The 25,173-nt window shown below is 69.9% G+C and carries 23 protein-coding genes and 1 riboswitch; of the genes, 20 read left to right on the forward strand and 3 right to left on the reverse strand.

Annotated elements, in window-relative coordinates; all coding sequences use genetic code 11:
* Positions 1-236: 236 nt before the first annotated feature.
* Positions 237-1,019 (forward strand): HNH endonuclease family protein, encoded by a 783-nt coding sequence (locus GA0115254_RS32280; RefSeq protein WP_256102884.1) that lies wholly within the window; start codon positions 237-239, stop codon positions 1,017-1,019.
* Between the two features lie 110 nt (positions 1,020-1,129).
* Here GA0115254_RS32280 and GA0115254_RS32285 read toward each other — a convergent pair whose 3' ends face one another.
* Positions 1,130-1,867 carry a LolA-like protein gene (locus tag GA0115254_RS32285; RefSeq protein ID WP_093898813.1) on the reverse strand — a complete coding sequence of 246 codons (738 nt, stop codon included), beginning with the start codon at positions 1,865-1,867 and terminating at the stop codon, positions 1,130-1,132.
* A 28-nt stretch (positions 1,868-1,895) separates the two neighbouring features.
* Positions 1,896-2,732 carry a DUF4190 domain-containing protein gene (locus GA0115254_RS32290; protein WP_093898814.1) on the reverse strand — a complete coding sequence of 279 codons (837 nt, stop codon included), beginning with the start codon at positions 2,730-2,732 and terminating at the stop codon, positions 1,896-1,898.
* Between the two features lie 280 nt (positions 2,733-3,012).
* Here GA0115254_RS32290 and GA0115254_RS32295 point away from each other — a divergent pair, with 280 nt between their 5' ends.
* From GA0115254_RS32295 to GA0115254_RS32325, 7 genes are all read left to right on the forward strand, one after another.
* On the forward strand, positions 3,013-5,199 hold the full coding sequence (locus tag GA0115254_RS32295; RefSeq protein WP_093898815.1) for an N-6 DNA methylase: 2,187 nt from the start codon (positions 3,013-3,015) through the stop codon (positions 5,197-5,199).
* A gap of 119 nt (positions 5,200-5,318) precedes the next feature.
* Complete coding sequence (locus tag GA0115254_RS32300; protein WP_093898816.1) at positions 5,319-5,954, forward strand: hypothetical protein; 636 nt, start codon at positions 5,319-5,321, stop codon at positions 5,952-5,954.
* Entirely contained in the window at positions 5,951-7,489 is a 1,539-nt protein-coding gene (locus GA0115254_RS32305; RefSeq protein WP_093898817.1) for a serine/threonine-protein kinase, read from the forward strand. Before GA0115254_RS32300 ends, GA0115254_RS32305 begins: the two co-directional genes overlap by 4 nt.
* 238 nt (positions 7,490-7,727) lie before the next feature.
* Positions 7,728-8,522: a glycoside hydrolase domain-containing protein gene (locus GA0115254_RS32310; RefSeq protein ID WP_256102885.1), complete on the forward strand. Its 795-nt coding sequence runs from the start codon at positions 7,728-7,730 to the stop codon at positions 8,520-8,522.
* 416 nt (positions 8,523-8,938) lie between these two features.
* Positions 8,939-9,289: a type II toxin-antitoxin system RelE/ParE family toxin gene (locus GA0115254_RS32315; RefSeq protein ID WP_370740980.1), complete on the forward strand. Its 351-nt coding sequence runs from the start codon at positions 8,939-8,941 to the stop codon at positions 9,287-9,289.
* On the forward strand, positions 9,286-9,654 hold the full coding sequence (locus GA0115254_RS32320) for a helix-turn-helix domain-containing protein (RefSeq protein ID WP_093898820.1): 369 nt from the start codon (positions 9,286-9,288) through the stop codon (positions 9,652-9,654). The genes GA0115254_RS32315 and GA0115254_RS32320 overlap by 4 nt, the downstream gene beginning before the upstream one ends.
* A 122-nt stretch (positions 9,655-9,776) precedes the next feature.
* On the forward strand, positions 9,777-9,989 hold the full coding sequence (locus GA0115254_RS32325) for a glycoside hydrolase family 25 domain-containing protein (RefSeq protein ID WP_093898821.1): 213 nt from the start codon (positions 9,777-9,779) through the stop codon (positions 9,987-9,989).
* Here the strand turns inward: GA0115254_RS32325 and GA0115254_RS32330 are convergent.
* Positions 9,986-12,472 carry a YfhO family protein gene (locus tag GA0115254_RS32330; protein WP_093898822.1) on the reverse strand — a complete coding sequence of 829 codons (2,487 nt, stop codon included), beginning with the start codon at positions 12,470-12,472 and terminating at the stop codon, positions 9,986-9,988. The two genes, GA0115254_RS32325 and GA0115254_RS32330, sit on opposite strands and share 4 nt — an antisense overlap.
* A 123-nt stretch (positions 12,473-12,595) precedes the next feature.
* On the opposite strand from GA0115254_RS32330, the gene GA0115254_RS32335 reads away from it, so the two are divergent.
* The 12 genes from GA0115254_RS32335 (at position 12,596) to GA0115254_RS32390 (ending at position 25,084) form a co-directional block, all read left to right on the forward strand.
* On the forward strand, positions 12,596-13,561 hold the full coding sequence (locus GA0115254_RS32335) for a glycosyltransferase family 2 protein (RefSeq protein WP_093898823.1): 966 nt from the start codon (positions 12,596-12,598) through the stop codon (positions 13,559-13,561).
* The gene (locus tag GA0115254_RS32340) at positions 13,558-13,959 is read left to right on the forward strand and encodes a GtrA family protein (RefSeq protein ID WP_093898824.1); all 402 of its coding nucleotides are present in this window, start codon (positions 13,558-13,560) and stop codon (positions 13,957-13,959) included. The genes GA0115254_RS32335 and GA0115254_RS32340 overlap by 4 nt, the downstream gene beginning before the upstream one ends.
* A gap of 148 nt (positions 13,960-14,107) precedes the next feature.
* Entirely contained in the window at positions 14,108-14,764 is a 657-nt protein-coding gene (locus GA0115254_RS32345) for a SurA N-terminal domain-containing protein (protein ID WP_093898825.1), read from the forward strand.
* 47 nt (positions 14,765-14,811) lie between these two features.
* Positions 14,812-15,774: a nucleoside triphosphate pyrophosphohydrolase gene (locus GA0115254_RS32350; protein ID WP_093898826.1), complete on the forward strand. Its 963-nt coding sequence runs from the start codon at positions 14,812-14,814 to the stop codon at positions 15,772-15,774.
* 9 nt (positions 15,775-15,783) lie between these two features.
* Complete coding sequence (locus GA0115254_RS32355; RefSeq protein ID WP_093898827.1) at positions 15,784-17,097, forward strand: cytochrome P450 family protein; 1,314 nt, start codon at positions 15,784-15,786, stop codon at positions 17,095-17,097.
* Positions 17,098-17,202: 105 nt separating this feature from the next.
* Complete coding sequence (locus tag GA0115254_RS32360; protein WP_093898828.1) at positions 17,203-18,147, forward strand: LysM peptidoglycan-binding domain-containing protein; 945 nt, start codon at positions 17,203-17,205, stop codon at positions 18,145-18,147.
* Between the two features lie 299 nt (positions 18,148-18,446).
* Positions 18,447-18,618: riboswitch (cyclic di-AMP (ydaO/yuaA leader) on the forward strand.
* Between the two features lie 3 nt (positions 18,619-18,621).
* Positions 18,622-19,380, forward strand: coding sequence for a LysM peptidoglycan-binding domain-containing protein (locus tag GA0115254_RS32365; protein ID WP_093898829.1), 759 nt, complete (start codon positions 18,622-18,624; stop codon positions 19,378-19,380).
* A gap of 387 nt (positions 19,381-19,767) precedes the next feature.
* Entirely contained in the window at positions 19,768-21,048 is a 1,281-nt protein-coding gene (gene eno / locus GA0115254_RS32370) for a phosphopyruvate hydratase (protein WP_030926869.1), read from the forward strand.
* Positions 21,049-21,150: 102 nt separating this feature from the next.
* Positions 21,151-21,621: an FtsB family cell division protein gene (locus tag GA0115254_RS32375; RefSeq protein ID WP_093898830.1), complete on the forward strand. Its 471-nt coding sequence runs from the start codon at positions 21,151-21,153 to the stop codon at positions 21,619-21,621.
* Positions 21,622-21,680: 59 nt separating this feature from the next.
* Entirely contained in the window at positions 21,681-22,223 is a 543-nt protein-coding gene (locus tag GA0115254_RS32380) for a DUF501 domain-containing protein (protein WP_093898831.1), read from the forward strand.
* A gap of 72 nt (positions 22,224-22,295) precedes the next feature.
* Positions 22,296-23,237, forward strand: a complete 942-nt coding sequence (locus tag GA0115254_RS32385) for a Ppx/GppA phosphatase family protein (RefSeq protein ID WP_093898832.1) — start codon at positions 22,296-22,298, stop codon at positions 23,235-23,237.
* Positions 23,238-23,698: 461 nt separating this feature from the next.
* Positions 23,699-25,084 carry an NAD(P)/FAD-dependent oxidoreductase gene (locus GA0115254_RS32390; protein ID WP_093898833.1) on the forward strand — a complete coding sequence of 462 codons (1,386 nt, stop codon included), beginning with the start codon at positions 23,699-23,701 and terminating at the stop codon, positions 25,082-25,084.
* Positions 25,085-25,173: the final 89 nt, after the last annotated feature.

Genomic DNA, 25,173 nt, shown 5'->3' on the forward strand with positions numbered 1-25,173 from the left:
ATGGCTGAATCATACGTCGAGGAAACATACATAGATGCATGTTAATCAGAGGTGCGATCGGGGGTACCGGTGAACGGGCTGTAGCCCCCGGCGGCGAACCTGCCGGGGCCCGGCGGCTCGACGGGAGTGTGATTCAGGCCGCATCCGGCCCGAACCGTAGCCATGTGCATGCCTCTCAGGGAAAGGCCTCCGTAGGATTCCCCGGATCAGCTTTCTCCCCGTCAGGACGGCTTCGAGTGATATCTCCCCGCACGTACCGAGTGATGCTGCCCGCCCTCAGCGTGGCAGCTGTGCTGGCCCTGGCCGGCTGCGACCCCGAGCAAGCGGCCTCCGGAACCGGCCGGAAGGGCAGTGGGGCAGAGGGCGGCGGACAAGCCGGCACCGGATTCGGGGCCAGTCCGCTCGACAACACCGACGGCACGAAGCCGGGGCTCGCGCCGCTCACGTCCGAGGCGGACAGGGCGGCTGGCCGGAAGATCATCGAGAAGGTGGCGACGAAGGGGCGGGGGCCGAAGACCGGGTACGCGCGGGACAAGTTCGGCTACGCGTGGAAGGACTCGGTCGACGGGATACCGCTCGCGAGGAACGGCTGCGACACCCGCAACGATCTCCTCGCCAGGGACGGCAAGGACGTGAAGTTCCGCTCCGGTTCGGACTGTGTGGTCGTGTCGATGACCCTCAAGGACCCGTACACCGGCTCGACCGTCGACTGGCGCAAGCAGCAGGCCACCAAGGTCCAGATCGATCACGTCATGCCGCTCTCGTACGACTGGCAGATGGGCGCCGCGCGCTGGAACGAGGCCAAGCGGCAGCAGATCGCCAACGACCCGCTCAACCTCATTCCGGTCGACGGCCCGGCCAACAACGCCAAGCGGGATTCGGGGCCCGCCTCCTGGCTGCCGCCGTACAAGCCGGTCCGTTGCTCGTACGCGGTGCGGTTCGCGCAGGTGTCCCTGAAGTACGACCTGCCGGTGACGACTGCGGACAAGCGGACCATGCTGGAGCAGTGCGGAGGGTGATCGCGTGCCGGGGGACGCGGCGGAGCCCCATATGTGTGGGTGCGGCAGCGGGTGTGAACGCGCAGACGGAACCCGCCCGGGTGAGGGCGGGTTCCTTGGCGCCGGGCGGGTCAGGCGGGTGAGATCTTCGGCTTCTTCGCCGTGAACGGCTTGTCGAACTCGGAGAACTCGACGGTGAGGGGGCGGCCGTTGCCGCGTGCGCCGTCCGTCAGGCGTGTCCTCAGGAGGTAGGGCCTGCCCTCGGTGGCGATGCTCGCCGTCCATGTCCCGTCGTCCGTCCTGCCGGTGACGGTCAGGGTGGGTACGGAGCCGAGCGTCGTCGGCTTCCCCTTGCGGGCCGTTGCGCTCTTCGACGCGAGGAGGTCGAGGAACTCCTTCCGGTCGCAGTAGCGCAGGGCCAGCCTCGTGTGCCGGTCGTCGGCGGGCGCCTTCACCCAGCGGCCCGTGAGCCTTTTGACCTCGGCTTCGGCATCCTTGCGCGGCGTGCCCGGGGCGGCGGCCGCCCGCAGCATCGCGGCGTCGGACAGGGTGTAGACCGTGCCGCCCGTCCGCACCAGCTCCATCGTGCCCGTCGCGCCCATGGACAGCGTGACCGTGCACTCGCCCCTGACGTCCGTGGCGACGTACGCCTCGACCGGGCCCTCGGGGGAGGTCGTCTCCACCGTCATACGTACCGACTTGGCGCCCCGGGTCGCCGCGAGGGCCTTGTTGACGACCTCGGGGCCGGTCAGCCGTGCATAGGGGGCGGCGCTTCGTGCATCGTCGAAGAGCGTGTCACAGGCCGCCGTGGAACCGAGGGCTGTCACGGTACAGAGAGCGGCTGCCGCGGTGCGGGCGAGTGGGCGCATGGTGGTCGGCTCCGGTCGGAAGGGAAGGTCAGAGCTTCAGGTCCCACTGGGTGGCGTCGTACGTAAAGCCGGGGTTGACCTCGACGTTCAGGTTCTTGGCGTCGGCGGGGGCGTCGAAGGCGAACTGGACCGTGACCTTCTTGCCCGGCAGCACCGTGCCGCTGAAGCCCTGGCCGACCTTGCCGTCGAAGATCTGCTCGGCGTCCACACCGTCCTGGCCGGCGTGGGCCGTGACATTGACGAGTGCGGAGTCGAACTTCTCCTTGCCCGCGTTCTCGATGACGACGGCGACCCGGTAGGCCTTGTTGCCCTTGGTGTGCCCGGCGGCGTACGTGTCCGGGGTGTACGAGGTGGCGTCGCCGACCGTGACCGTCAGATCGTCGTCGTACACGGCCGAGTCACCGGCCTCCAGGGCCTTGCCGGTGTCCTTCTTCTTCGCCGCGTCCCCGTCCTTCGCGGAGTCGCTGCCGGGCTTCGGCTTCGCGGAGGCCGTGGTGTCCGACACCGCTTTGTTGAGGTCGTTCACCGCATCGTCCACGGCCTTGAACGTGATCACCGCGCCCACCACCGCGAGGATCAGCGAGATGAGGCCGAGGACGGCGCCGAAGGTCGTCATTCCCTTGTTGGTGGCCTCGCCGCGCTTGGCCCGGCCCCGGCCGGCCAGGCCGAGGACCAGGGCGATGACGCCGAGGATGCCCGCCAGCCAGAACAGGAACGGGATCAGGCCCGAGACGGCGCCGATGACACCCAGGACGAGAGCGGCGATGCCCAGTCCGTTACGGGCCGGGCGCATGCCCGGCGTCTGGGCGGGGGCGTACGGCTGCTGGGGCTGGGGGGACTGCGGCGGCTGCGTGAACTGGGACATGGCTGTGCCCTCCGGCAAATGCAGAGATGGGTGGTGAGCGGTTCTGTGCATCGCTCTCGTGTGGCGACAGGTCAATAACAGCAGAGCTTGTGAACCGAGTCAACACTGTTCACGCTGGACAGGTTGATGCACGCTGTGAATCGGTGTCGCGTGAACGCGGTCGGTATGCTCGCCGACAGAGCCAGTACGGGGACGAGCGCCAGGACCGCCAGGACCGCCAGGACCGCCAGGACCGCCAGGACCGCCAGGACCGCCAGGATCAGGACCAGGGAGACAGTCAGTGCCGGAGAACTCGACAGAGGTGACCGCGGCCGGGATCGCCCGGCTCGCCGGCGTGGGGCGCGCCGCCGTCAGTAACTGGCGCCGTCGCCATGCCGACTTCCCCAAGCCCGTCGGTGGCACTGAGACGAGCCCCTCCTTCGCGCTGCCCGAGGTCGAGCGATGGCTGCGGGACCAGGGGAAACTCGCCGAGGTCCCACTCCGCGAACGGGTCTGGCAGCAACTCGCAGGACACCCGGCCGGCGCGGTCCCCGCCCTGGTCCACGCGGGCTGCGCCCTGCTGCTCCTGCGGAACAGCCCCACCGTCTGGCCCGAGATCACCGCCGTGTCGGACGAGCGGATGGCCGGTGTGCTGTCCCTCGCCCTCAACGACGTGCTCGCCGCCCGCTTCGGGCCGGCCGCGGAAGCCGGACGAGCGGTTCACACCCCCAGCCGCGCGGAACTGCTGCCGTCCATTCCGCTGCTTCGCGGCGCCGCGGAGCTCGCTGCCGAGACCGGAGCCCAGCAGACCTTCGAGTTCCTGCTCGGCCGCCAACTGGACGCCAACCCACGCCAGTACACGCTCACCCCGCCCGGACTCGCCGAACTGATGGCAGCCCTGGTGGAGACCGGGAATCAGCCCGCCCGCACGGTCCTCGACCCCGCCGCGGGCACCGGCGCCCTGCTGCGCGCCGTCGGCCGACCGACGGCCCTGTACGCGCAGGAGACCGACCCCGACCTCGCCGCGCTCACGGCACTGAGGATCGCCCTGCACACCGACTCCGACAACAGCTGCGCCCTCGCGGTACGGGCCGGCGACACCCTGCGTGCCGACGCCTTCCCGCGGCTCGCCGCCGATGCCGTCCTGTGCCACCCGCCCTTCAACGAGCGCAACTGGGGTCACGACGAGCTCGCCTACGACCCGCGTTGGGAGTACGGCTTCCCGGCCCGCACCGAGTCCGAACTCGCCTGGGTCCAGCACGCCCTGGCCCATCTGCGCGAGGGCGGTACCGCCGTACTCCTGATGCCCCCGGCCGCCGCTTCGCGCCGTTCCGGCCGCCGGATCCGCGCCGATCTGCTGCGCCGCGGCGCCCTGCGCGCCGTCATCGCGCTCCCCGCCGGCGCCGCACCCCCGTACGGCATCCCGCTCCATCTCTGGGTGCTGCGCAAGCCGGGCGGCGGCCTGCATCCCTCGCCCGAACTGTTGCTCGTCGACACCGCCGAACCCGCCGAATCCTCCTCGGCGGGCCCGGCGGCCGCCGCCCCGTCGGGCGGACGCGACCGGCTCGACTGGCAGGCGGTACGCAGCGCCGTACTCGACGCCTGGCAGTCGTTCGAGGGCAAGGGCAAGGGCAAGGGCAAGGGCAAGGGCAAGGGCGAGGGCGAGGGCGCAGGCACGGGCAGGCCCGGCCGGGCGGACCGGACAGGACCCAGCCACCCGCTCGGGGTCCGCCCGGGCGTCAGCCGCGCCGTCCCCGTCATCGAACTCCTCGACGACGACGTGGACCTGGCCCCCGCCCGGCATCTGCCGCCCCCGGCCGCCGCGGGCGGACCGGCCGAACTGATCCGCGTACGGGAACGGCTCACCGAGACGCTCGGTCTCACCGGCACCCTCACCCCTGCGGCCGTGACCCTCTCCACGCCGGCCCACTGGCCGCTCACCACCGTCGGTGAACTCGCCCGCGCCGGCGCGCTCCAGCTCCGCACCGGCGGCTCCGGCACCGGCCCGGTCCCCGTCCTCACGGAACACGACGTCCTCGGCTCCACCGCCCCCTCGGGAAGCCTCCCCGTCGACGGGCCTCCCGAGGAGCCGGTCCTCGTCGAACCGGGCGATGTCGTCGTCCCCGTACTCGGCGGCGGCTCCGTCGCCCGTGTCATCGACGACGCCACCTCGGGCGCCGCACTGGGCCGCAACCTCCAGTTGCTGCGCCCCGATCCGGCCGCCCTCGACCCATGGTTCCTCGCCGGTTTCCTGCGCGGCACCGCCAACAACCGCCAGGCCAGCAGTTACGCCTCCACCGCCACCCGGCTGGACGCCCGCCGCCTCCAACTGCCCCGGCTGCCGCTCGCGGAGCAGCGGAGGTACGGGGAACGGTTCCGCGCCCTGGCCGAGTTCGAGGAAGCACTCCGGCTGGCCGGCCGGCTCGGCGGACAACTGGTCCAGGGGATGTACGACGGACTGACGGACGGCACGGTCGCGCCGAAGTGAGCTGAACCACAACGGTTCCGTACAACCCGGGGCCGGTTGTCGGTGTCGCCCTTTACGCTCGGATCCGCGTACACGGAGCGTGTGCGCGGACGTTCACGACCAGGTCTCCAGGAGCAGCCATGTACGCCCCGGGTCATCCGCCGACGCCGCCGCGCCGGGTTCCCAGCCGGGCCTGGATCGTCTCGATGCGTGTGCTGTTCGTCGTGCTCTCGGTGTGCTCGCTCGGACTGCTGCTGTGGAGCCCGCTGCTCCGGCTCGCGATCGTGCGCCGCCGGACGTCCGACTGGTGGCTGACCGGGGCCGGGTTCGTGTTCGTCTGTGTGCTCCTGCCGATCCTCGGCAGGGACGGCAATGACGAGCCCACGGGCATCGACAACATCCTCATACTGCTGCTGTTGCTGGCGATGGCAGCCGCTTCCGCCTACTACCTGGTCGGGGACATCCGTCACTACGAACAGCTCACGAAGCGGAACCTCATGGGCGGTTACGCGCCCCCGGTGCCGGGGTACGGATACGCGCCCACGGTGCCGATGCGTGTGCCCGCCCCCGCACCCATGCCCGTACAACAGCCGCCGCTGCGTCAGCCGATGCAGCCGCCCGCCGCACCACCGCAGCAGTACCAGCAACCCCAGCCGCATCCTTCGGTTCACCCCCAACCGCACCCTCAACCGAACCCCCGGCCCCAGCGCATCGACCAGGTCCGCGCCGAGCTGGACGAGTTGAGCGACTACCTCCGCAAGGAGGAGGGACGGTGAGCGGACGTCTCATCGGCGGGCGCTACCAGCTGGCGACCATCCTCGGCCAGGGCGGCATGGGCCAGGTCTGGACTGCCTACGACCAGCGACTGGACCGCCGGGTCGCGGTGAAGCTGCTCCGCCCCGACCGGGTCACCGGCCCCATCGGCAGCGAGGCCGCGGACGAGCTGCGCCGCCGCTTCGTCCGCGAGTGCCGGGTCACCGCCCAGGTCGACCACCCGGGCCTGGTCACCGTCCACGACGCGGGCAGCGACGGCGACGACCTGTACCTCGTCATGCAGTACGTGGAGGGCGCCGACCTCGCCGACCATCTCGCCGAGCACGACCCGTACCCCTGGCAGTGGTCCGTAGCCGTGGCCGCCCAGCTCTGCGCCGTCCTCTGCGCCGTGCACGCGGTACCGATCGTCCACCGCGACCTCAAGCCCCGCAATGTGATGGTGCGCCCGGACGGCACCGTCACCGTCCTCGACCTGGGCGTCGCCTCCGTCCTGGACACCGACACCACCCGTCTCACCCACACCGGTTCACCGATCGGCTCCCCGGCCTACATGGCTCCCGAGCAGGCGATGGGCGGTGCTGTCGGCCCGTACACCGATCTGTACGCACTCGGTGTGCTCCTTCATGAACTGCTCAGCGGCGACGTGCCGTTCGCGGGGTCGACCGCACTCGGTGTGCTGCACCGCCACCTCTACGAGCCGCCGCTCCCGGTCCGCCGGATCCGGCCCGACATCCCCGAACCGCTCGAAGCGCTGGTGCTGCGGCTGCTGGCCAAGGACCCGCAGCACCGCCCGTCCGGCGCCCAGGAGGTGTACGAACACCTCGCCCCGCTGCTCCCCGCCCGGGGCACCGGGCTCCCGACAGGACCGCTCGACCCGACCCGCCCCTTCCTGCGCCCGCACGCCCCGTGGCCCGACCGCACGACCACCCCGCCGCCGCCTTTGGCCCCGCCCGCCCCGGTCGCAGCCCGGCCCGATGTCGCCGCCGCCGTCGACGACGTCAAGAAGCTGCTCGGCGAGGGCCGCATCACCCAGGCCGTGGACATCCTCGGCTCCATCCTCCCGGTCGCGGCCGAACAGCACGGTGAGGACTCCGCCGTGGTCCGCATCCTGCGCAAGCAGTACGCGGCGACGCTGATGGACGACGGCCAGTACCGCCGCGCCCTGCCCGAACTGCGCCGCCTCGCCGACGACCGCGCGGCGGAGGCCGGCCCGGCCGACATCCAGACACTCCAGTTCCGCTACGACGCGGCTCAGTGCCTGGAGCAGCTCGGCGAACCGGCCGCCGCTCTCGCGGAGTACCGCGCGGTTCTCCCGTACTACGAGAACCACCGCGCCACGGGCAACGACCCGGCCCGCTCCTTCGAGATCCGCAACCGCATCGGGCACCTGCTGCTCGCGGTCGGCGACCATGTGGCGGCGCGCGTACAGCTGCAGGGGCTGCTGTACGACACGGAGCGGGCGTACGGGCCGCACCATCCGCTGCCGGTGGAGCTGCGCCGCCGCCTCGACCGTCAGGCGGAGGTGCACGGCGGCTGACGGGACGGCGGAGACGGCGACGGTTGCGGCGAGGGCGAGTAATGGACACGCCAAGCTTCCGCAATGGATTGCCGCGGAGACCGCAGCCGGGGGCGAAGGCCGGCTCCGGCATGAGACTGTGATCTGCCGCCGGGGCGGCTGACGACTCGCCTGCCCCGTCGGCCTCTTACTTCTTTCGAGCACTGTTGAGGTCTCTGTGCCTTCTCACCGCATATCCAAGAAGCGTCGCCGCGTCTCCATGGCCGTTGCAGGTGTGGCCGTTCTCGCCGGTGGCGCGTTCGCCGCCGAGGCCGCCACCGCCACCACGGTCTCCAGGCCCGCGCCGAAGATCTACACCGGGCATGTCTTCGACACCTGCACCGCACCGTCGCTGACCACCATGAAGGGCTGGTACAATTCCTCCGTCTACCACGGTGCCGCCGTGTACGTCGGCGGGAAGAACCGCGGCTGCGCTCAACCCAACCTCACCGCCTCCTGGGTGAAGTCCGTCAGCGCCACCGGATGGAAACTGGTCCCGCTGTACGTCGGTGCGCAGCCGCCGTGCCAGACGAGCGCCAACCCCGAGAAGATGACCGCCGCCAACGCCACCGCGCTGGCCGTCACCGACGCCAACGACGCCGTGGCGAAGGAGGCTGCCCTCGGCATGAAGCCGGGCAGCCCGGTCTACCTCGACATGGAGTACTTCGACCCGAAGAACACTTCCTGTGTGAACACGGTGCTCGCCTACATCCGGTCGTTCGACAAGACGGTCAAGGCCAAGGGGTACTGGTCCGGCTTCTACGGTTTCAGCAACTCCAGCGCCGCCGTCGTGGCCAACGCCACGAACCGCACGGACCTGCCGGAGATCCTCTGGTACGCCCGTTACGACGACGTGTACTCCACCACCAAGGGCTTCCCGTACGCCTCGACGCTGTACACCGGGCACCGCCGCGGTCACCAGTACGCCGTCAACAAGAAGGTGACGCACACCGGAGGCACACTCACGATCGACCGGAACGCCTGGGACGCCCCGGTCGCGATCGTGACTGGCTAAGACCGACCGGCAAATGGGGGGCGGCGTCGCGGGGCTGGGCACGCGCATCTGCCGCGTTGTCGTCAATCACCATGGCTCCTTCCCCAAGCTCTCGGCTGCGCTCGAGCAGGGGAGACCCCATCTGTCTCAATCCTCCGCCTTGCAGCTGCACGCACCCAGCCCCGCTCCTTCTCCCACCCCCCATTTGCCGGTCGGTCTAACTCCTGGGGGGCCTGGCTCCGCTTGCGGCACTGATTCGGTTGAGGGTGGCCGTGTCGTTCGGGAAAGGTCCGCAGGCCTGCGCCTCATGCCGGCAACGGGCGTTCACGGGACCGGAGGGCCACCGCCGCCCCGCTGCGGCGTGCGGTCTGGCAGCGCTGCCGATTCATATAGATTTCTGTATAATCGCTTCCGTGAGTGGCCCCTGGCAGATCGAGATGGAGCCGGAAGTCCGGCGTTGGCTGGAACTCCTTTCGGACGCCCAGTACGACAAGGCCGAACGGGCGGCCGACATGCTCGCCGCCCAGCCGACCACTCTGGGAGAGCCGTACTCGCGCCACCTCGGCGGCAAAGTACGCGAGCTGCGTTTCACCATGGACGGCAGTGCCGTGCGCATCACGTACTGGCTGGCTCCTGACCGGCACATCGTGCTGCTGACGGTGTTCCGTAAGACCAGGCAGCGCGAGACGGCCGAGGTCGAGCGTGCGCAGCAGGCACAGAAGTCGTGCGAGGCGGACCACGGTCCTGCGGAGCACAGCTACGACCGGATCAAGGAGGAGAATCCGTGAACCACTCCCAGTGGAAGACCCGTCGGACCAGGAGGCTCCTGGGAGAGTCGGTCGAGGAGTCCCCGGCCTATCGGGAAGCCGGGTATGCGTTCGCACTCGGCCAGGCCGTCTACGACCGCCGTATCGAACTCGGTCTGTCGCAGACCGAACTGGCGCGGCGCGCAGGCATGTCCCAGCCGCAGATCTCTCACATCGAGGGCGGCGACTCCGTGCCGACCCTGCACCTGCTCACTCGCCTCGCCAAGGCCCTGGACGCGTCGCTGACCATCGACCTCGACGGCGATAGCTCGGCTTTCGTGTTCACCCCGCACGAAGGCCGCGAGCCTGGCGGAGCACCCCCGGGCAACCGCTCCACAGCGGCTTGACGTGTGATCAACCAGCGCCCGTAAGAGCCGCTGCCGCCCCGCATACGCGGGAACCCCTGCGCGGGCGGGGCGGAGGAGGGCCGGGCAGGGCCGGGTGATCGGGTGCGGGTCGGCGGCGAAGCGTGGACCGCGCGGACCTGCCGGAGATTCTCTGGTACGCCCGTTACGACGACGTGTACTCCACCACCAAGGGCTTCCCGTACGCCTCGACGCTGTACACCGGGCACCGCCGCGGCCACCAGTACGCCGTCAACAAGAAGGTGACGCACACCGGAGGCACGCTCACGATCGACCGGAACGCCTGGGACGCCCCGGTCGCGATCGTGACCGGCTAGCTACTGCGGGCCGGGTCGCGTCGCCGCCGCGTCCCCCACACTCCCACCACCAGCAGGGCGAGCACCGCGCCCGCCCCCACCACCACGCCCGCCCGCAGGCCGGGTGGCCGGAACGAGCAGTCGACGGATGTGCCGTGGGCGGGGACCGGAGTGGAGACCAGGCCCAGATAGTTGTCGGCGGGCCGCCCCTGGCAGCTCCAGCCCGCGATCCGGGGCGCGGCGATCACGACCGTTCCGGTGCTGCCGGGCGGCAGTTCGGCCCGTATGCCGTCGACGGTGACATGGACGGCGGTCGCACCGGTGCGCTTCAGCCCGGCGACCGCCGAGGCCAGCCGGGACCGGTCCAGGCAGCCGATCGCCTCGTGCGGCATGGTCCCGGCGCGTGCGGCGGTCAATGTGACCGTCACCGGTGTGCCCCCGCCCGCCTCGCCCAGGCGCTGTATCGGGGCGCGTCGGCGCGGCAGCTGCCCCCGGAACGGGATCTCCGGGCCGTTGCCGAGCCGTGCCGAGCCGAACAGGTCGGGCGCCCACAGATACGCCTCGGAGGCCGCCGGGCACCGGGCGGTCAGTGTGTACGTACCGCGCCCCACCCGGTAGTCGTACGCCCCCCGGTCCGCGGCCGCGCCACCCCCCGCCGCGCGCAGCACCGTCGGCGGCACCGTGTAGACCGTCGTACCGAGCAGCCGCTCCTGGTTCCGGAAGGGTGAACGGCCGTACGGCACCGGCGTGTCCGGTCCGCGCACCGTCACCAGCGGCGGCGCCTTCTCGCGGCTCACCGTCACCGGCCGTTCGTCGGGGGCGTTCCATCCCTGATGGGGATCGCGCGGCATGTGCACCCGCGCGCCGACCGAGAAGACCGCGTCCGTGACGGGGTTGTCGAGACTTTGTACGGCCCGGCCGTTCGACGTCCACCCGTCGCCCAGCGCACGCAGGGTGCGGGTCAGCACATCGGGGGTGAGGCTGCTGTAGTACGCGGCGCCCTGCCCGCCCACCAGCAGCGGATCGTTCGCCGTGGTCTGTTCGCGGCCGGGGTCCGTGCGATAGCGCGGCCAGCCGTCGGCGCCCGCGACCGCCGCCGCCTGGGCCCGCTGCCGCTCGCCCCAGGGCGCGTAGTCGTCCAGCCGGTTCAGCCGCTGCCGGTCGGCGAAGGCGGTGGTCGCGGCGGCCTGCCCGGCCTGCGCGCCGACCAGCAGCACGGCGGCGACGACCGCGGATCTCCGGCTGCGGCCGACCAGCAGCAGCGCCCCGACCGCCGCCACCAGACCTGCCGCGAACAGCGGATACGTCCACGGCGTGACCAGGTCGCTGAAGCCGGCCCCGGCCCCGATCAGCAGCAGCACCGCGCCCCCGCCGACCAGCGCCCGCCACCCCGGCCAGTCGTACGAGACCGAGATCCAGGCGGCGATCACCACCAGCCCGGCCAGTACGAACGTCTGCCGGTACGGACTGCCGTTGGGCGTGGCGAAGGCGTGCCAGAGCAGATGCGTCGGCCCCCATTGCAGCGACAGCGTGACCCCGGCCACCAGCCCCGCCCACGCCCACCGCTCGCGCCGCGGTACGGACCGCTGGAAGGCCAGCGCACAGGCCAGGAGCAGGGTGCCCGTACCGAGGAAGAGCGCCGGGGTGAAGAAGCTGTACGTGGCGGGCAGCAGCCGGGCGAACACATCGGGCCAGTGGGCGGGCGCGAACGTCCGGTTCCAGCCCGGGTAGGCGTGCTTCGTCCCCAGGTAGACGGGGATCAGGACGGGCGCCGAGAGACCGATGCCCACCCCGGCCGTGGTGACCACCCGAACCAGCCCCCGGGCCACCGCCCGCCGGTCCTCCCGGTCCGTGAAGAGTCGCACCGCGAGCACCAGAGCGGCGCCGAGCGTCGCCATGTAGGCCGTGTAGAAGTTGGCCGCCCACATCAAAGCGACGAGCAGCGGCGCGGCGATCCGGTGCCGCCCCGTCCGGGCCCACTCCCCGGCCAGGCAGAGCAGCGGCAGTGCGACCAGGCCGTCCAGCCACATCGGGTTGTACGACGCCTCGGCGACCGACCAGCCGCACAGCGCGTACGAAGCACCGAGCACCCCCGCCGCCCACCAGCGCCCGCCGCGCAGCGTCAGCAGCAGCAGGGCCATCAGAGCCGCGGCCGACGCCATCTTCAGGACCGTCACCACATAGACCGCGAGGTCCATCCGGTCGCGCGGGAAGACCCCGACGAGCAGGGCGAACGGGCTGGTCAGATAGGTGCCCAGATCCGGCAGGAAGCTGGTCCCGTACCCGGACGACCAGTTGAGCAGCACCCCGCCGTCGGCGTTCCCGTGCAGCAGGTCCCACAGCCGGGCGTGGAACGGCACGAACTGATTGCCCAGGTCGTTGATGTTGCGCGTGTGCGGCCCGAACGGAAAGCTGCGCGCCACGGCGTCACCCGCGCAGACGGAGCTCACGGTGAGCAGCGCGGCGAGCGAGCCCGCCCACAGGCGGGGACGGAAGATCGGCATACGCAGGAATATGCCGGCCTCGAACGCCTAACTCCGTGCCGAAATAGGGCAGTTCACGCGATGGACGCTCATCGGCCATATGGAGCACCGGGTTCCGACACGTGGACGGGTTGATGTGCATCCGTGCTGATCTCGCTGGTGGTGCCTTGTTTCAACGAGGAAGAGATTCTCGAACGCTTCCACGAACGCGTCACGGACGAAATGACCAGGCTGGGGCATGAATTCCAGCTGGTCTACGTCGACGACGGCAGCGCGGACCGGACCCTGGTGATCCTCCAGGAGCTGGCCGCCGCCGATGCGCGGGCCCGCTATGTCTCCTTCAGCCGAAACTTCGGCAAGGAGGCCGCCATGCTGGCCGGCCTCCAGCACGCCGAGGGTGACGCGGTGGTCATCATGGACGCCGACCTCCAGCACCCGCCGGAGCTCGTGGGCCGGATGATCCAGGAGCACGAGGACGGCTACGACCAGGTGATCGCCCGCCGCACGCGCAAGGGCGACCGCGTCACCCGCACCGTCAGCGCCCGCGCCTACTACTGGCTGATCAACCACCTGGTGGACGTGGAACTGGTCGACGGAGTCGGTGACTTCAGGCTGCTGTCCCGGCGTACCGTCGACGCCGTCCTCGAACTCACCGAGTACAACCGGTTCTCCAAAGGACTGTTCGCCTGGGTCGGATTCCGGACGACGACCTTCGCCTACGAGAATGCCGTCCGTGAGCAGGGCAGCTCCGCCCGGACCTTCGGGAAGCTTCTCAACTATGGACTCGACGGACTGCTTTCGTTCAACAACAAGCCACTGCGCGCCGCGTTGTACCTGGGCATGGTGCTGATGTCGGTCGCCTTCGCCTATGCCGCCTGGATCGTCGGATTCGCCCTGGTGAAAGGAGTGGACACGCCCGGCTATGTCACGCTCATCGTTGTGGTCACGGCCCTTGCCGGGGTACAGATGGTGATAGTGGGGGTGGTCGGTGAGTACGTCGGCCGCATCTATTACGAGGTGAAGCGGCGCCCGCACTTTCTGCTGAAGGCCACGAACACCCGGGCGGCGCCGCACTCGATACGGGAGCCCGAGGAGTTCGTACGCCGATGACGGTCAAGGCACAGATGGCCCGATTCGCCCTCGTGGGAGTCGTGAACACCGGCACGTACTACGGCTGCTACCTCGTCCTGCTGACCTGGCTGCCGTACATCGCCGCCCATGTGGTCGCTTTTGCGCTGAGCATGACCGGCTCCTTCTTCCTGAACTCCTGCTTCACCTACCGGACCCGTCCGACCTGGCGGAAGTTCCTGCTTTTCCCGCTCACCAACGCCGCCAACTTCGTCATCACGACCGGCGGTGTCTATCTGCTGGTCGATCTCGCCGGGTTCAGCAGCCGGTACGCGCCGCTGGTCGCGGCCGCGGCGGCCATCCCGATCACTTTCGTCGTCTCGCGCACGATCATGCTGCGCCCGGACAGCAAGGCCCCGGCGGCCGAACGCATGTCCTGAGCGCCGTCGGGCACCCCTGAGCGGGCCCATATCCCCAACTCCTTCCGAATCGTTGGTCGAACCAGTGGCCCCAGCCACATCCACTGCCTAACATCGATCACCGCAAGGTCTTGTGCACTGATGCACAAACTCTCCCCGGGAGGTTCCTTTGCACCGCCGCCGTCGCACCGCGCTCACCGTCTCCGCCGTCCTGCTCGCCGGAGCCCCACTCCTGACCGCCTGCGGCGGCCAGGCCCACCCGGGCGCCGCGGCCCTCGTCGGCGGGGACCGGATCGAGGTGTCCACGCTGCAGGGCCAGGTGGCGGCTGTACGCGAGGCCCAGCGCGATTCGAAGGACGCGTCCCAGCTCATCGACAAATCCGGGCAGCTCAGCCGGGCCAAGCTGCACGGCATGATCTTCGACCGGGTCCTGGACCGGGCCGCGCAGGACGCGGGTGTGACCGTCAGCCGCAACGAGATCCAGCAGATGCGGAAGGCGGCGGCCGCCCAGTCCGGCGGAGAGGCGCAGCTGCGGACGGCGATGCTCCAGCAGAGCTGGGTCGCCCCCGGCCAGATCGACGCCGTCCTGCGCGAGCAGGTCCAGCTGACGAAGCTGGCCCAGGCACTCGGCGCCGACCTGCAGCAGCCCGAGGGGCAGAAGGCCGTCGGCGATGCGCTCAGCAAGGCGTCCAAGGCGCTGAAGGTCGACGTCAATCCGCGCTACGGCGCCTGGGACAACAAGCAGACCCAGCTCGCCAACTACAAGGCCCCCTGGATCGCCCAGGTCACCAAGCCCGCAGAGACGGGCGACGGGTCCGGCGCCTAGAAGACCGTGGGAAACGGCAGCCGGACCGACCGAGGTAGATTCGAACGGTGAACGCTGAAGACCCCGGCCGTATCGTCCTGCTCACCGCCAGCCACCGCGTCGCGCCGGGACTTCTGTCCTGGCCCGCCTGGCGGACGCTGCACGCCGCCGACCGGGTGCTCTGCGCCGAGCAGGACCACCCGCAGCTGCCGTATCTGCGCGAGGCGGGAGTCGGCGTCGAGCATTGCGCGCCCACCGCGCAGGAGCTCGTCGACGCCTGTGCGGGCGGCCGGAGCGTCGTCGTCCTCACGGGCGGCGAGGGCAGCGGACCGCTGACCGACGGGCTGGCCCGGCTGGCCGGTTCGGGCCGGGTACAGATGCCGGACCTGGAGCTGCTGCCCGGTTCGTACGATCTGCCGGGCGCCCGCCTCCTCGATCTGGTCCAGGTCATGGACCGGATCCGGGTCGAATGCCCCTGGACCTCGCAGAAGACCCACAAGGGACTCGCCAAGTACGCCATCGAGGAGGCGTACGAACTCGTCGAGGCGATCGAGGACGGCGACCGCGACGAGCTGCGCGAGGAGCTCGGGGACGTACTCCTGCAGGTCGTCTTCCACGCCCGGATCGCCGAGGAGGCCGAGGACGAGCCGTTCTCCGTCGACGACGTGGCCGCGACCCTCGTCGAGAAGCTGATCCACCGCCACCCGCACGTCTTCGGCGACGAGACCGCCGAGACGCCGGAGGACGTACACGCCCACTGGCTGCGGACCAAGGCCATCGAGAAACAGCGCGACTCGGTCACCGACGGAGTCCCGCTCGGCCAGCCCGGACTGGCGCTCGCGGCGAAACTGGCCGGCCGGGTCCGTACCGCAGGACTCGATGTGGCGCTCCCCACGGGCGACGGCATCGGTTACGAGCTCCTCGCCCTCGCCGTACGCGCCGAACAGGACGGTGTCGACCCCGAAGCCGCACTGCGGGCCGCGGGCCGCGCCTACCGGGACGCCATCCGGGCGGCGGAGGGCAACGGATAACGTCGGGGGGTGAACCACAGCCCCGCCGACCGCCCAGCCGATCAGCCCGCAGCCTGCCCCGCCGACGCCCCCGAACTCTTCACCTGGGAGTTCGCGACCGACCCGTACCCGGCCTACGCCTGGCTGCGCGAGCACAGTCCCGTGCACCGGACCGCGCTGCCCAGCGGTGTCGAGGCCTGGCTCGTGACCCGGTACACGGACGCCCGGCAGGCGCTCGCCGACACCCGGCTCTCCAAGAACCCGGCGCACCACGCCGAGCCGGCGCACGCCAAGGGGAAGACGGGCATCCCGGGCGAGCGCAAGGCGGAGCTGATGACGCACCTGCTGAACATCGACCCGCCCGACCACACCCGGCTGCGCCGCCTCGTCTCCAAGGCGTTCACTCCGCGCCGGGTCGCCGAGTTCGCGCCGCGGGTACAGGAACTGACGGACCGCCTCATCGACCGCTTCATCGCGGAGGGGAAGGCGGACCTCATCCACGATTTCGCGTTCCCGCTGCCCATCTACGCGATCTGTGATCTGCTCGGCGTCCCGCGCGAGGACCAGGACGACTTCCGGGACTGGGCGGGCATGATGATCCGCCACGGCGGCGGCCCGCGCGGCGGGGTGGCCAGGTCGGTGAAGAAGATGCGCGGCTATCTCGCCGAACTGATCCACCGCAAGCGGGAGAACCCGGGGGACGACCTGATCTCGGGGCTGATCCGGGCCAGCGACCACGGCGAGCACCTCACCGAGAACGAGGCCGCGGCCATGGCCTTCATTCTGCTCTTCGCCGGGTTCGAGACGACGGTCAACCTCATCGGCAACGGGGTGTACGCACTGCTGCGCAACCCCGCGCAGCGCGAGCGGCTGCAGCACTCCCTCGACGCGGGGGAGACCGGTCTGTTGGAGACCGGGATCGAGGAACTGCTGCGGTACGACGGCCCGGTGGAGCTGGCGACCTGGCGGTTCGCCACCGAGCCGCTGACGCTCGGCGGACAGGACATCGCGGCCGGCGACCCCGTACTCGTCGTACTCGCCGCAGCCGACCGCGACCCGGAGCGCTTCGAGGACCCCGACACGCTCGACCTCGCTCGGCGTGACAATCAGCACCTCGGATACGGGCACGGCATCCACTACTGCCTGGGAGCACCACTCGCCCGGCTGGAGGGACAGACCGCGCTCGCGACGCTTCTGAGGCGCCTTCCGGATCTGCGACTTGCGGTGGAACCTACCGATTTGCGATGGCGTGGCGGGCTCATCATGCGTGGACTGCGCAGTCTGCCCGTGGAGTTCACGCCGAGGCCCGTTCCGACGCAAGGTGACACTCTGTCAACTCTGTGACTTTCACGTGATCTGCGCTGCATCGACTTGTGACACGCGTTCGAGTCCCGCTAGGTTCACCGTTCGACTCACCAGTCACTCGTCAGTCACACGGAAGGCAACCCCATGGGCTCCGCGAACGGCAGACACCGTCGCCCTCGTCAGGCACCCGCCATCGTCGTCGCCGCGGGCGTGACCGGATCGGCCATCGCCATCCCGCTGCTGGGCGCGGCCGGTGCGCACGCGGCCGACGCCACGACCTGGGACCGGGTGGCCGAGTGCGAGAGCGGCGGCATGTGGAGCGCCGACCTCGGCAACGGCTTCTACGGCGGTCTGCAGTTCTCGCAGGAGACCTGGAAGGCGTATGGCGGTGAGGCGTACGCCCCGCGTGCGGACCTCGCCAGCCGCGCGCAGCAGATAGCCGTGGCCCAGAAGGTCCTGGACGACAAGGGCCCGCAGGCATGGCCCAGCTGTGCGGTCATCTCCGGCCTCGCGGTGGACGGGGCGCTGCCGGGTGTCGACCCGGGGTCCGCGCCCTCCTCCGCGCCGACGCAGAGCGCGAAGGCGGCTGATGGTGCGTCGGCGGCCCCGTCCGGCGACGCCACGCCGTCGGACAGCGCCTCGGGCGGTAAGGGCCGCTCGAAGGGCTCGAGCGGCGCCGACAAGCCGGCGGGCAAGGCCAAGGCGCCCGCGAAGCCTTCGGCCGCCGAGGCGGCCACTCCGTCCTCCCAGGTGCCCGATTCACCCGGCTCATCCGATTCGTCCAGAGGTGTTGGCGGCAAGCATCGCGGCGCGCCGGCCCCCGAAGCGAGTCGGGGCGTCAACGGTGACGACCGCGAGTCGGGCCGCCATGCCTCCCGCGGTGACGCCGGCGCGCGCGACGCGGGCGCTGCGGCCGTCGACGGTACGTACACCGTGCATCCCGGCGACAGTCTCTGGGCGATTGCTGACGCACAGAAGGTTTCCGGTGGCTGGCCCGCACTCTATGAGGCCAACAAGGATGCCGTCGGCTCCGACCCGGACCTCATCCTCCCTGGCCAGAGCCTCGATCTCGATGTGAAGGCCGAGTGAGAGCGGTCTGAAAATCGTTTAGAACAGCCTCAAAAACTGGGGTAGTTCGGAGACCTATGTCCGCTTATGTGTAAGTGAGACATGGGTCTCTTTGTGTCAACTGGCATGTCACGTCCGGGTGACCCTTCCGCACCGCTCCCACCTGCGAAAACGACGGTTCCTCAGATGCAAGTAGAGGAAGATTGTCCGATGTGTCCTTCTTTGAATGTGAGGGTTGCGTATGTTTACGGTCGGAACCGCTCGCACCGCGGGCCCCGTCGACCGTCACGCCGAATCCTGCCGTCGGTCGAAGGGAACAGACGCGTAAAGCGCCGTAGGCAGGAGCGGGGGACCCAGGTAAGCGCCGGGCCCGATCGTCGAAAGACGCATCAGGACCGGCTTGGGGTGAAGTCGCGTGCTAGGACGTGCGACCGGGCAACTCACTTGGCCCGAACCCGACAGCTCACCTCGTAGGCGTCGGTGAGGAGAAGTTCCATGCTGTTTTCCAGCAAGGGCAAGCACCGCCGCCCGTCCAGGGCCGTCCGTATCGCCACGCTCGCCGGTGTCGCCGGTACCGCTGTGGCCGTACCGCTGATGGGCGCGACCGGCGCCTCCGCCGCCTCCGTCGCCACCTGGGACGCCGTCGCCCAGTGCGAGTCCGGTGGCAACTGGTCCATCAACACCGGTAACGGCTACTACGGCGGTCTGCAGTTCTCGCAGTCCAGCTGGGCCGCCGCCGGTGGCACGCAGTACGCCCCGCGTGCCGACCTGGCCACCAAGGCTCAGCAGATCGCCACCGCCGAGAAGCTGCTCGACATGCAGGGTCCGGGTGCCTGGGGCTGCGCCGGCGCCGGCAACCTGACCAACGACGGTGTCGACCCGGGCGTCGACACCGGCTCCTCCTCGAACTCCACCTCCAGCTCCAACGCCACCGAGCAGAAGAGCACCCCGGCCGCGCCGAAGCAGCAGGCCCAGCCGGAGAAGACCGAGCGCGCCGAGGCCCCGGCCGCCTCCCGCTCGGACCGCTCCGTCGCCCCGCAGGCCGAGTCGAAGAAGACCGTCACCACCCCGACCGGCGAGAAGGTCAAGAAGGGCGACGGCGAGTACAAGGTCGCCGCCGGTGACTCCCTGAGCAGGATCGCCGCCGACCACAAGGTCAAGGGCGGCTGGCAGCGGCTGTTCGAGCTGAACAAGGACATCGTCAAGGACGCCGACCTGATCTACCCGGGTCAGCAGCTCCACCTGACGAAGTAGTTCAGGCTCTCTCCCCCCCCCGAGCACCCCGGCCCGGCGCGCAATCCCCCGTATGCGCCGGGCCGGGGTTTCTGCGTGACGCGTCACCTTAAGACCGACGGGCCGGCTCCATGTGTGGTGCGTCACCCCTATATAGAGGGAGCGCCGCTATATAGAGGGAGCGCCGCGTGCCGCACAGGGAGCGCCGGCCATGGGTGATCGTTCAACAGTTGTAGTTACTGGCCAGTAAAATTCTGGCCGTTTGCCCGGCAATGCTCGCTCCTGGGTCCTTTTTCGTCCCAGGGGACGGGCGGTCGTCCGACTGAGCGGGCCGGGCCGGTTAGGCTCTTGTCGCAAGGCCAAAGTGACCCTGCACAACCAGTGTCATATCCCAGAAGGAGATGCCTCGTGCCGTCCATCGACGTCGTCGTAGCCCGGGAAATCCTCGACTCCCGGGGGAACCCCACGGTCGAGGTCGAGGTTGGCCTCGACGACGGCAGCACGGGCCGTGCTGCCGTGCCGTCCGGCGCCTCCACCGGTGCGTTCGAGGCCATCGAGCTTCGCGACGGTGACCCCAACCGTTACCAGGGCAAGGGCGTCGAGAAGGCCGTCCTGGCCGTGATCGAGCAGATCGGCCCGGAGCTCGTCGGCTACGACGCGACCGAGCAGCGGCTGATCGACCAGGCCATGTTCGACCTGGACGCCACCGAGAACAAGGGTTCGCTCGGCGCCAACGCCATCCTCGGCGTCTCGCTGGCCGTCGCCCACGCCGCCTCCGAGGCATCCGACCTGCCGCTGTTCCGCTACCTCGGTGGCCCGAACGCGCACCTGCTGCCCGTCCCGATGATGAACATCCTCAACGGTGGGTCGCACGCCGACTCCAACGTGGACATCCAGGAGTTCATGATCGCCCCGATCGGCGCGGAGTCCTTCTCCGAGGCCCTGCGCTGGGGCGCCGAGGTCTACCACACGCTGAAGAAGGTCCTGAAGACCAAGGGTCTTTCGACCGGTCTCGGCGACGAGGGCGGCTTCGCGCCGAACCTGGAGTCGAACCGCGCCGCCCTCGACCTCATCCTCGAGGCCATCAAGGAAGCCGGCTACGCCCCGGGCAAGGACATCGCGCTCGCGCTCGACGTCGCCGCGTCCGAGTTCTACAAGGACGGCAAGTACGAGTTCGAGGGCAAGTCCCGCTCGGCCGCCGAGATGACCGAGTACTACGAGGAGCTCGTCTCCGCGTACCCGCTGGTCTCCATCGAGGACCCGCTGTACGAGGACGACTGGGCCGGCTGGAACGTCATCACCCAGAAGCTCGGTGCCAAGGTGCAGATCGTCGGCGACGACCTGTTCGTCACCAACCCGGAGCGTCTGGCCCGCGGCATCGAGGAGGGCTCCGCCAACGCCCTGCTCGTCAAGGTCAACCAGATCGGCTCGCTGACCGAGACCCTGGACGCCGTCGAGCTGGCCCAGCGCAACGGCTTCAAGTGCATGATGTCCCACCGCTCCGGTGAGACCGAGGACGTCACCATCGCCGACCTCGCCGTCGCGGTGAACTGCGGTCAGATCAAGACCGGCGCCCCGGCCCGCTCGGACCGCGTCGCCAAGTACAACCAGCTGCTGCGCATCGAGGAGATCCTCGACGACGCCGCGGTGTACGCGGGCCGCTCGGCGTTCCCGCGTTTCAAGGGCTGAGCACCGGCCCTTCGAGGGCCGAAGGCCCCGGCCTCCGTCCGTCCCCGCACTCGGTCCCGTACCGTGTGCGGGGACGGACGTGCGTAATGGGGAGGCGGAGACATGGCCGCGAAGGACCGGGACCGGTTCTCCACCGCGACCCGGCTGCGGCTGCTCGGCGAGCAGACCGCCGCCCGCGTCTACCGGTCGCAGAACCGTCGTCAGGCCCGCCGCTCCCGGCTCACCGGCCGGGCGGCGTTCCTCGCCCTCGTCGTCTGTTCCCTGGTGGTCGCGCTCGCGTACCCGATGCGGCAGTACGTGTCGCAGCGGGACGAGATCGCCGATCAGGAGCGTAAGGCGCAGGAGGCCGCGGCCCGCACCGAGGAACTGCGCGACGAGAAGGCGCGTCTCCAGGACGATGCGTACGTCCGGCAGCTGGCCCGCAAGCACCTGCACTACCTTCTCCCCGGGGAGACCGGTTACACGGTGATCGACCCCGACGCGGTCAAGGAGCGCAACGGCGAGACGGACGAGTCCGGCCGGCCATGGCACTCCAACCTCTGGGACGGCGTCGACAGCGCCGACCGCGACTGACTCCCTTCATCCATCTGCAGAACCGCAGTTCGAGCAGCCCGATCAGAACCTAGGCAGGCATGGAAACCCCCCCTCCGCAGACCGAGTCCACCGCGCCCACCGAGGCGGACATCGCCGCGTTCCAGCAGCAGCTGGGCCGCCCGCCGCGAGGGCTGCGCGCGATCGCGCACCGCTGCCCGTGCGGCAACCCGGACGTGGTCGAGACGCAGCCCCGGCTGGAGGACGGTACGCCGTTCCCGACGACGTACTACCTGACGTGCCCGCGTGCCGCGTCCGCGATCGGCACACTGGAGGCGAACGGCGTCATGAAGGAGATGACCGAGCGCCTCGGTACGGACCCCGAGCTGGCCGCCGCGTACCGGGCCGCGCACGAGGACTACATCGCCCGGCGCGACGCCATCGAGGTCCTTGAGGGCTTCCCGAGCGCGGGGGGCATGCCGGACCGGGTGAAGTGCCTGCACGTGCTGGTCGGGCACTCGCTGGCGGCGGGGCCCGGGGTGAACCCGCTCGGCGACGAGGCGATCGCGATGTTGCCGGAGTGGTGGCGCAAGGGGCCCTGCGTGACGCCCTGCCAGGCCGCGGACGCGGGCGACGAGGCCTGACCGTTCCCGGGGGCTCCGCCCCCGGACCCCGCTCCTCGATCGCCGGAGGGGCTTGATTCCACAGGAGCATTCATGACTCGCGTGGCCGCCATCGACTGCGGTACCAACTCCATCCGTCTGCTCGTCGCCGACGCGGACCCGTCCACCGGTGAGCTCGTCGAGCTCGACCGCCGGATGGAGATCGTCCGCCTCGGCCAGGGTGTCGACCGCACCGGCCGGCTCGCGCCCGAGGCACTGGAGCGGACGTTCGCCGCATGCCGCCAGTACGCGGAGGTGATCAAGGAGCACGGGGCGCAGAAGATACGCTTCGTCGCCACCTCCGCCTCCCGGGACGCGGAGAACAGGGACGAGTTCGTCCGCGGCGTGCTGGACATCCTGGGCGTCGAACCCGAGGTGATCAGCGGCGACCAGGAGGCGGAGTTCTCCTTCACCGGCGCCACCAAGGAGCTCGCGGGCCGAGATCACCTCGCGAAGCCGTATCTCGTCGTGGACATCGGCGGCGGCTCCACCGAGTTCGTCGTCGGCGACGACCATGTGCGGGCCGCGCGCTCCGTGGACATCGGTTGCGTACGGATGACCGAGCGGCACCTCGTGCACGACGGTGTCGTGAGTGATCCGCCGACCCCCGGTCAGATCACCGCGATCCGCGCCGACATCGACGCCGCCCTCGATCTCGCCGAGGAGAGCGTCCCGCTCACCGGGGCTGCCACCCTCGTCGGTCTCGCCGGGACGGTCACCACGGTCGCCGCGATCGCCCTGGGGCTCGACGTGTACGACTCCGAGGCGATCCACCACTCCCGGATCTCCCTCGACCAGGTCCAGGAGATCACCGGACGGCTCCTCGCCTCCACCCACGCCGAGCGTGCCGCGATCGGCGCGATGCATCCGGGACGGGTCGATGTGATCACCTCGGGAGCGCTGATCCTGCTCGCCGTGATGAAGCGGGCCGGGGCCCAGGAGATCGTCGTCAGCGAGCACGACATCCTCGACGGAATCGGCTGGTCGATCGCATAGGTCCGCTTGTGCGGGCGAGGCGTGCGGGGGCCTTCCGGCAGGGTGCGAGAACGGTGCTCATGCGCTCTCCGGCCTGCACTTTTGAGCCTTCGTGGGCCACCTGGGGGGTGCCCCGCGAGACACGTCGCCACGAAGTTCGTGAACTTCTTCACAAGGAATTCGGCCCCGTGGGGGGCAGTTCTGGTCCGTATGGGTACCCAGGGCCGCTCGCGGGGTCGTTCCGTGTCGATACGGGACTGTTCCGGACGCGTTGCCGATGTGTGAATCGGAGTGGTGGTTCACCGGGCTCGGAGGCTCAAGGGCCAGCTCACAGGCGGTGAACAACGTTCGCCACTGCATCGTGGTTCCCCTGCGATGCCATGACCTCGGTCACGCGGGCGGCGAAGTGTAGCAGAGGGTGGGCCATACCTTGTGAAGGGGCTCACGAGCATGCCCTCCGAGGGGGGTGGATACTCGATGGCATGAGCACCACGGAGCGTCCCAGGATCCTCGTAGTAGGCGGTGGGTACGTAGGCCTGTACGCAGCTCGGCGCATTCTGAAGAAGATGCGCTACGGCGAGGCGACCGTCACGGTCGTCGACCCCCGGTCGTACATGACCTACCAGCCCTTCCTCCCCGAAGCAGCCGCCGGCAGCATCTCGCCTCGGCACGTCGTCGTCCCGCTGCGACGCGTACTGCCGAAGGCCGAGGTTCTCACCGGCCGCGTCACGACCATCGATCAGGACCGCAAGGTCGCCACGGTCGCGCCGCTCGTCGGCGAGGCCTACGAGCTGCCCTTCGACTACCTGGTCATCGCGATGGGCGCGGTCTCCCGCACCTTCCCGATCCCCGGCCTCGCCGAACAGGGCATCGGTATGAAGGGCATTGAGGAGGCCATCGGCCTGCGCAACCACGTCCTCGAGCAGTTGGACAAGGCCGACTCGACGACCGACGAGGACGTCCGCCGCCGGGCGTTGACGTTCGTCTTCGTGGGCGGCGGGTTCGCCGGTGCGGAGACCATCGGCGAGGTCGAGGACATGGCCCGCGACGCGGCGAAGTACTACACGAACGTGAAGCGCGAGGACATGCGCTTCATCCTCGTCGACGCCGCCGACAAGATCCTTCCCGAGGTCGGCCCGAAGCTGGGCACCTGGGGCCGGGAGCACCTGGAGTCCCGTGGCGTCGAGGTCTTCCTCTCGACCTCCATGGACTCCTGCGTCGACGGTCATGTCGTGCTGAAGAACGGCCTCGAGGTCGACTCCAACACGATCGTGTGGACGGCCGGTGTGAAGCCGAACCCGGCGCTGGCCCGCTTCGGTCTGCCGCTCGGTCCGCGCGGTCACGTGGACACCTCCGAGAAGCTCCAGGTGCAGGGCACCGACTACATCTGGGCCGCGGGCGACAACGCCCAGGTTCCGGACATGGTCGGCCGCAGGGCCGGCAACCCGAACGCCTGGTGCCCGCCGAACGCCCAGCACGCGCTGCGTCAGGCCAAGGTCCTCGGCGACAACGTCATCTCCGGGATGCGGGGCTTCCCGCAGAAGGAGTACAGCCACGCCAACAAGGGTGCCGTCGCCGGTCTGGGGCTGCACAAGGGCGTCGCGATGATCGTCATGGGCAAGATGAAGATCAAGCTCAAGGGCCGTCTCGCCTGGTACATGCACCGTGGCTACCACGGCATGGCGATGCCGACCTGGAACCGTAAGATCCGGATCTTCGCCGACTGGACCCTTGCGATGTTCCTCAAGCGCGAGGTCGTCTCGCTCGGCGCCATGGAGACGCCGCGCGAGGAGTTCTACGAGGCCGCCAAGCCGGCCCCGGCACCGGCCGCCGTCAAGGCCGAGGGCGAGAAGGCCAAGGCCTCCTAGTCCGCCCGCGGGTCCACTCGCCCGCGCAGTACGTGCACAACGCCCGAAGGGGCCGTCCGCCATCCGTGGTGCGGGCGGCCCCTTCGGCG

It is taken from the genome of Streptomyces sp. Ncost-T10-10d (genome assembly GCF_900091955.1).
Classification (GTDB): domain Bacteria; phylum Actinomycetota; class Actinomycetes; order Streptomycetales; family Streptomycetaceae; genus Streptomyces.